The following is a 7,385-nucleotide window of genomic DNA, read 5'->3' as shown; positions in this document are numbered from 1 at the left end:
ACAACTGGGACTAACCCTCCACCAACTCTTTTTGTCCTTTAACCCAGCTTTCTTGTCTGCATTTTGGACAATAAAGGGGATAATTCTCCAAAACAGTGTCCTTCCTAATTTTATTACGGGTTTTGCTCCCACAAACAGGACACAATATCCATTCGCATTTCATCATAATTAGTCTCTAATCCTTTCAAATCTCATTTTATATGACTTTTGCAAGCTGTTAAGCTAACTTGTGGAACATATGCCGAACCTTATCTATACGGCTATTCGGGCGGCGGGGTTGGCAAATAAATTTACCAATAGCTGGCTGGTATCCTTTTAACTCTGTCAAGCAGACTCCCTGCCCATTTGTGAAATAAGTTAAATCGTTCCTGTATTCTTGAATACATCTGGCAGGGATTTCTCCTTTCAGAATGACCTCGTCATTCTTTACCTGAGTACTTACAATATCTGCACAATACCTTGGGGCATCATGATACGCCCGTGAGAGATATTCCTGCGGTGCATAAATTTCAAAGTGGAGATATGGCTCTAATAGTTCTGTCCCTGCTTTTTTTAAAGCCTGCTCCAATACGATAGGGGAAAGCAGCCGAAAGTCTGCGGGGGTACTTACAGGACTATAATACAATCCATATTCAAAACAGATTTTACAGTCTGTCACTTTCCATCCATACAGCCCCTGCTCGCAGCCATAAAGAACCCCCTCCATAACCGCATTTTGGAACGATTGGTTTAAATATCCAAGTGAAACTCTGCTTTCATACTGCACTCCGCTTCCAATAGGGAGCGGCTCTATGGACAACCCGACAGAAGCCCAGAAAGGATTTGGCGGGACTTCTATGTGGATGGTATATTCTGCTTTTCTAAGCGGTCTTTCCATATATATAACAGTAGGCTCTTTTATTTCTGCCTCCACATGGTATTTTTCCTCAAGGATGGCACAAATGACTTCCATCTGCACATTCCCCAAAAAAGAAAGTATAATCTCATGCGTTGTAGTATCCACATAATATTTTAAAAGAGGGTCGCCATCTGAAATTTCTGTAAGTGCCCCAAGCAATATTTCCCGCTGTTCAGATTTCTTTACTGCAATCGTTGTTTGGAGCATAGGGAGAGGATTTTCAATAAATTTTCTCTGCGGCAACAGCATTTCGTTCCCCAAAATACTGTTTAGCTGCAAAACATCATTTGGTAAAATTACAATATCACCAGAGCAGGCTGTATCGGATGAATATAATTCACCGTTTGTCGGAACACACATCTCTGTGATTTTTATTTTCTCTTTTTCAGATATTTTAATAACATCCCTCAAATGCAATGTTCCGCTATATATACGCACATAAACAAAACGCCGCCTTTTCTCTGAATATTCAATCTTAAAAACCTGCCCGCATAGTTCAGATTGACCTTCAGGCGTTGATGAATAAAACTTACTGGCAATCACTTCTATAAGCTGCCGAATCCCCAGATTGTTTTTAGCACTTCCGTGATAAACGGGAAATAACGTTCCGTTTTGGAATCTCCTGTTTTCTTCCTGTTCCAGTTCTGACATTTTAAACGGTTTCCCTGACATATATTTCTCTAATAGTTCATCGTTTCCCATAATTACCGCATCCCACTGTTCCATATCGTCATTGTCCGTTACATTTATATGGGGATGCTGCCCAACCTTTTGCTTCACTATAATTTCCGAAGAAAGCTTTGCTTTCATTTCTTGATATACCATTGGCAAATCAATCCCCTCTTGGTCAATTTTATTGATGAAAAAAATTGTCGGAATCTTCATTGTCTGTAGTGCATGAAACAGTATACGGGTCTGTGCCTGTATGCCATCCTTTGCAGAAACTAATAATACTGCTCCGTCTAATACGGATAAAGAACGGTATACTTCCGCCAAAAAATCCATATGGCCTGGCGTATCTATAATGTTGACTTTTACATCCTCCCACTGAAAAGATGTCACTGCTGTCTGGATAGTGATTCCCCTTTGACGCTCCAAATTCATTGTATCTGTCCTTGTTGTGCCTTTATCTACGCTCCCTGGTTCTGCAATTGCACCACTGGTATACAATAAACTCTCCGTTAATGTTGTCTTTCCTGCGTCAACGTGAGCCAGAATGCCTAAGTTAATTATTTTCATGTGATTTTCCTCCTATCAACACCCAAAAAAGGGCATAAAAATACCCAGTGATAAATACTCCTATCACTGGGTAAATAACTCCAATAGCCCCAAAACACTTATATGTTTTCGGGCATATAAAATTACATGATAAAAGTATTCTTAAACTGGGTACAAAAAACTAAGCCCCATATTAAAAGTGAAACGGGACTGCTACTTTTTGTTCCCACTATCAAATTGACAGTTTATTTAAGAATACCTTGCCGCATATTTATTAACTCCTTGTATAATACTGAATCTAATTATATTCCTTAACCCTTTATTTGTCAAGCTGACAAACTAAAGCAGAAAAAGCGGCAGGATTTCCCCCTGCCACTAATCATCTGTTTATGCAAAAATAATTTCCTTTTCCACAATCTCCCTCGCACAAGCCCTTATGTTATTGAGGCATCCTGTCCATTCTAAGGCGTTTTCTGCCTTTAGCTGTTCCGTTATGCCCTGTGCCTGTTTCATACCCTCTATGAGCCTTTCAAAGCGTTCCTGTGCCTGTCTGTCAATGTCGGCAAGGTAAGCGTTAAGTCTGCCGCTTGTAAGAAGATTGGTGTATGTAACTTTGCAGTGATGCTTCAGATAATCCAAATGCCGCTGTCCCCAGATGCCTATCGGCTGTTCTTCTTCGGCGGGTACAGTTAAGCACGGTATTAAATAATCGCCTTGCCTTTCGTATTTGCCGCCCATTTCCTCAAAAATTGTCTTTGCCATTGTCTGTTACCTCCACATTCTTTTTTATTTTGAATGTCCGCAAAATCCGTCCTACATTCCTTGAGCTGCACGAGGGCTCAAAGAGTATGTGTCCGGCACGCCCGCTTGCAAAATCTGCGACAAGGAAGATCCGTTTGCGTCGTTGGGGTACTCCGAAAAATTGCGCGTGCAATACTCGCCACGCAATACTCCATTGGTCTGCCACGATCGCTCCAGCTTTTTGCCACTTTTGTACTCGAGGTAGGTTAGCTGCTGCTTGTTCGTCCGTGACGCTGATGAGTTCGCGTAGGACTTGATGGAAATCATTGCCTTTGTTGGAGGAGAAAGCTCCGGGCACGTTTTCCCAAACAGCGAATCTTGGATACCGTCCACTACTTGCCTTTCTCATTTCCTTAATAAGGCGCACCACTTGATGAAACAAACCCGAACGCTCGCCAGCTAAACCCGCCCTTTTACCTGCCACCGACAGGTCTTGGCAAGGAGAACCAAACGTGACCACATCCACCGGCTCTAGCTGACTGCCACTAATATCGCAGATGTCGCCCAGGTGTTGCATTTGTGGCAAACGCGTGGTGGTGACCAGGATCGGGAAGGGCTCAATCTCGCTCGCCCACACAGGTTCGATACCAACCTTGGTTGCCGCTAGTGGGAAACCACCTGAGCCATCAAAAAGCGAGCCAAGCCTTAAAGTTTGTCTCACGAGTTAGCCTTTCTCCTTGGGACGCTCAACCTCTTTCACCAGATCCAGGTAGGCATACTGCTTGCCACCACGCTCACACGTGATCCCTGCTGCGTCTCCGGTTGCTTGGGCATAGCGGCGCAGGATCACCGAGGCGTATTTCTCGTCGAGCTCCATGCAGTAGGCGATGCGGTCGGTGGCCTCGCACGCCATGAGCGTGGACCCTGAGCCTGCGAAGGTGTCGAGCACGATCGCATTCGCCTGGGTGGAGTTTCCGATCGGATACGCCAACAAGTCCAGTGGCTTGCTGGTTGGGTGGTCGGTGTTGCGGCGCGGCTTGGTGAAGTTCCAGATCGTGGTCTGCTTGCGATCCGCATACCAGCGATGCTTACCGGTCTTGACCCATCCGTAGAGCACGGGTTCGTGTTGCCATTGGTAGGGAGAGCGTCCGAGGACGAGGGAGTCTTTGACCCAGATGCAACATCCGGAGAGATAGAAGCCTGCGTCTTGGAAGGCGCGGCGGAAATTCAAACCTTCGGTGTCGGCGTGGAAAACATAGGCGCTCGCACCTTTCTCACAAACCCCGACCATGCTCGAAAACGCGGCGAGCAGGAAGTCATAGAACTTATTGCCATCCATCTTGTCATTCTTGATCGACAAGCCCGAGCCGGATTCAAAGGCGACATTGTATGGCGGGTCCGTGAGCACAAGGTTCGCGCGCTTCCCATCCATCAAAGCCTCAACGTCGGTTTGTGAGGTGGCGTCGCCGCACACCAGTCGGTGGCGGCCAAGCGTCCAGATATCCCCGCGCTCAACGAAAGCGGCCGCTTCGAGTGCGGCGGTGAGGTCGAAATCATCATCCTCCACCTCACCCTCATCCAATGAGCCGATAAGCTGCGCGATTTCGGCGTCGTCAAAACCGGTCAGTTCAGCATCGAAATCCGAAGCGTCAAGATCAGCAATCAGCAGGGCGAGCTTGTCCTCGTCCCACTCGCCGCTGATCTTGTTCAAGGCGATGTTGAGTGCTTTCTCGCGGGTTTCGTCTAGCTCAACTACTACGCAGTCCACGGTTTTATAGCCCAGATCGGCGAGTACTTTCAGACGCTGATGCCCACCCACAATATTTCCGGTGGTTTTGTTCCAGATGACTGGCTCCACATACCCAAACTCCGTCACGGAGCGTTTGAGTTTGTCATAGTCCTTGTCCCCAGGTTGCAGGTCTTTGCGGGGGTTGTAGTCAGCCGGGGTCAGATCAGTTAACGCTATTTGTTTGATGCGCATGGTTTTTCACCGCCTTTATAAGCTCGCGGCTAGTAGTCCAGGTGTCTTCCCATTTGCGTGTACAATCCCCGAAATGCCCATACGTCGAATAGTGCACATAGCTGGGTGCTCGCAGCCCAAACTGGTCGATGATTGCTGCTGGTCGAAGATTGAACACATCTCGAGCCGCAGCCGTGAGAATCTGGTCGGTGTATTGGCCGGTGCCGAGCGTGTCCACACTGAAAGCAACCGGGTCGGCTTTGCCAATCGCGTAACTAATCGCCACCTGGCACCGGGGTGCAAGATCCGCATCCACCACGGTTTTCGCGATCAGCCGCGCCATATAAGCACCCGACCGGTCAACCTTAGAAGGATCTTTACCGGAGAAAGCTCCACCACCATGTCCGGCCAGCCCGCCATAGGTGTCAACCATCAACTTTCTACCGGTGAGTCCAGTGTCAGCTTTAGGGCCGCCTTCCACGAACCGCCCGGACGGGTTCACCAACACAACCGTGTCCGGGCTTACCGGTAGATACCGCTGGCATGCTGGGCCAACAATCAGCGAAGTTATTTCACGGCGCAACACCTCGAAATCCTTGGATTTATCGTGCTGGACGGAAACCACAACGGTTTCGATAGATAGCGGTTTGCTCGCTTCGTCGTAGCACACCGAAACTTGCGCTTTACCATCCGAATGGATCCCAGTGATGGTTCCTTGCTTGCGTGCGTCATCTAGCCGCTTACAAATCTCGTGGGCTAAAACAAGAGGCAACGGTAAACGCTGTGGTGTATCAGTGCAGGCATAACCGTAGACCGTGCCTTGATCACCAGCACCCTGAAGACAATAAGCGGACTCATCGCCATGGCGAGCCTCTAAAGATGTGGTCACCCCGTCGTTAATATCGCTAGATTGACGCCTCACCCACACGTAGACCAAAAATCTCCACGGCTTATAGCCAGCTGCAGTAAGTGCAGTTCGTACGCAATCACGCAAGTTAACACGAGCATTAGTGCTGATTTCACCAGTGACAATAATTCGTCGCCCAGTAGCCATGACCTCTACCGCGACGCGGGCGTTGCGATCGGCGTAGAGAATTTCGTCGAGAATCTGATCAGCAATTAGATCGCAGAGCTTATCGGGGTGACCGATACACACTGCTTCAGCGCTGCGAACCATAGTCATAGGAATGCCCTTTCAGTAGAAAATCAAAAGAAACAAAAACTCCCCACCATGACGAGCCAAGAGTGGGGAGCGAAGAAAACGAGGAAAACCCGAGTCATGTGTGATACTGGAATACGTGGAAGACGAAACGAGTAAACCTAATCCGTCAGAACCTTCCGGCGGCAATGGTAAGGCCGTGGCCTATGGAATGATCGCCGGGATAATGACCGCCATAATCTTTCGGTTCATTATGGACGATAATGCCTTAGCGATAACTATTGGCACAGGAGTCGGAATCGCGCTAGGGGCAGGCTTCAGCGCAACAAAACGCCCCAAATAAGCTCAAAAACACTAGGACGCATCTACGAGCGTGCTTTCAACAACTGCTCCATAACCTCATCACCCGGAGCCGCACCCGAATAGTCACTAGTGCAGTTAGCCCGCACAATCTCAAAAATCTCATACCAATACACGTTTGCCTGTTTACCAAAAGACTGGGACATCGCAACGAACGGGGAAGCGATAGCAGCCCCAGTGGTCGGGTGCTTGCCGAGCAAACCGAACTTGGAAATCGCCTGCTCACACTGCACATAGCGGGCGAACGCCTGGGCGTAGGCCTCAATCAGACGCTTAGAAACAAACCTCGTGCAACCACGCTCATCCAACCACCGCCAGGTTTCTTTGTAGACAAGGTCAGCACCCAAGGGTTTGCCATCGCGCTGAACCTCCGACAGATACTCAGAAGGCTCCGGCATCACCTCACCAGCAAGCACCGCGCCATCACCAACATCTGCGCCCTCAAAATCAAAAGGGCTTGCTAGCGGATCTTCCAGGCGAGTAGCATGCAGGCCCTTAGCGAGTTTCTCATTGAGCGGGTCGGGTTTCGCGCCAGCCCTCACGCGGCGCCCACCGCGATTGGTTCCGTCTTTCGCCACGGCTATCAGCCTCCTATCTGACCTGCGGTGGCCAGAAAAAACGGCCTTCAAATATGCGCTAGGTTAATACCCTGTTTGATTCGGTCTTTTTGCGTACGGTTGGCCCCGCCCGCTGACCTTCCCCGAAGCTGTAGAGATTCGAGGCCCCCAGCCCCTAATCGAATCCTCGACTGGTCCCGTAACTTGGCGTGGGAACAAAGTCAATATTTTTAGGGTGGGGAAGTACCAGTGGTTATTTCGCGTTTTCCAAAAAATCTAGTAGGTGTAGACCTGAAGGGCTTGCCTCCATCTGTCACCGTCTAATGCGCTCTGCCTGGAGTGGCAGGGTTTGCACAGGCTGCGCAGGTTAGAAAAGTCGTGGCTGCCGCCATGGTCTAAGGGTAGGACGTGGTGGACTTCCTGAACTGGGGTGGTCACTCCTTTTTCCAGGCAGTCTTCGCACAACGGATGCTGGGAAATATATGCGGCACG

9 protein-coding genes are annotated in these 7,385 nt (G+C 48.9%); 1 reads left to right on the top strand and 8 read right to left on the bottom strand.

Annotated features, from left to right (window positions below; genetic code table 11):
* Window positions 1–10: 10 nt before the first annotated feature.
* The 6 genes from PG731_RS08930 to metK all read right to left on the bottom strand — a co-directional run bounded on the left by PG731_RS08930 (window position 11) and on the right by metK (window position 6,000).
* Window positions 11–163 (bottom strand): cysteine-rich KTR domain-containing protein, encoded by a 153-nt coding sequence (locus tag PG731_RS08930; RefSeq protein WP_442952675.1) that lies wholly within the window; start codon window positions 161–163, stop codon window positions 11–13.
* Window positions 164–217: 54 nt separating this feature from the next.
* A complete protein-coding gene (gene tet(O) / locus PG731_RS08925) occupies window positions 218–2,137 on the bottom strand; it encodes a tetracycline resistance ribosomal protection protein Tet(O) (protein ID WP_000691759.1) in 1,920 nt (639 codons plus the stop codon).
* 366 nt (window positions 2,138–2,503) lie between these two features.
* The gene (locus tag PG731_RS08920) at window positions 2,504–2,878 is read right to left on the bottom strand and encodes a TnpV protein (protein WP_001140406.1); all 375 of its coding nucleotides are present in this window, start codon (window positions 2,876–2,878) and stop codon (window positions 2,504–2,506) included.
* The gene (locus PG731_RS08915) at window positions 2,859–3,578 is read right to left on the bottom strand and encodes a DNA cytosine methyltransferase (protein WP_251451828.1); all 720 of its coding nucleotides are present in this window, start codon (window positions 3,576–3,578) and stop codon (window positions 2,859–2,861) included. Before PG731_RS08915 ends, PG731_RS08920 begins: the two co-directional genes overlap by 20 nt.
* A 3-nt stretch (window positions 3,579–3,581) precedes the next feature.
* On the bottom strand, window positions 3,582–4,838 hold the full coding sequence (locus PG731_RS08910; RefSeq protein WP_270773445.1) for a DNA methyltransferase: 1,257 nt from the start codon (window positions 4,836–4,838) through the stop codon (window positions 3,582–3,584).
* Window positions 4,810–6,000, bottom strand: coding sequence for a methionine adenosyltransferase (gene metK / locus PG731_RS08905; RefSeq protein ID WP_270773444.1), 1,191 nt, complete (start codon window positions 5,998–6,000; stop codon window positions 4,810–4,812). The genes PG731_RS08910 and metK overlap by 29 nt, the downstream gene beginning before the upstream one ends.
* 115 nt (window positions 6,001–6,115) lie before the next feature.
* Here metK and PG731_RS08900 point away from each other — a divergent pair, with 115 nt between their 5' ends.
* Window positions 6,116–6,319: a hypothetical protein gene (locus tag PG731_RS08900; RefSeq protein WP_219350888.1), complete on the top strand. Its 204-nt coding sequence runs from the start codon at window positions 6,116–6,118 to the stop codon at window positions 6,317–6,319.
* 22 nt (window positions 6,320–6,341) lie between these two features.
* On the opposite strand, the gene PG731_RS08895 is transcribed toward PG731_RS08900, so the two are convergent.
* Window positions 6,342–6,914: a P27 family phage terminase small subunit gene (locus tag PG731_RS08895; RefSeq protein WP_101679276.1), complete on the bottom strand. Its 573-nt coding sequence runs from the start codon at window positions 6,912–6,914 to the stop codon at window positions 6,342–6,344.
* A 255-nt stretch (window positions 6,915–7,169) separates the two neighbouring features.
* Window positions 7,170–7,385, bottom strand: a 216-nt coding sequence (locus tag PG731_RS08890; protein WP_270773443.1) for an HNH endonuclease, incomplete at its 5' end; no start/stop codon positions are given.

The sequence above is a fragment of the Pauljensenia sp. OF14-1SRA genome, from assembly GCF_027694595.1.
GTDB lineage: Bacteria > Actinomycetota > Actinomycetes > Actinomycetales > Actinomycetaceae > Pauljensenia > Pauljensenia turicensis_B.
Note: the sequence above shows the minus strand (reverse complement) of the source record. Positions and strands in the feature narration are given on the sequence as shown.

Coding starts and splice junctions, on each gene's coding strand:
- PG731_RS08930 (WP_442952675.1), bottom strand. CDS start 163: ATGAAATGCGAATGGATATTGTGTCCTGTTTGTGGGAGCAAAACCCGT.
- PG731_RS08920 (WP_001140406.1), bottom strand. CDS start 2,878: ATGGCAAAGACAATTTTTGAGGAAATGGGCGGCAAATACGAAAGGCAA.
- PG731_RS08910 (WP_270773445.1), bottom strand. CDS start 4,838: ATGCGCATCAAACAAATAGCGTTAACTGATCTGACCCCGGCTGACTAC.
- metK (WP_270773444.1), bottom strand. CDS start 6,000: ATGACTATGGTTCGCAGCGCTGAAGCAGTGTGTATCGGTCACCCCGAT.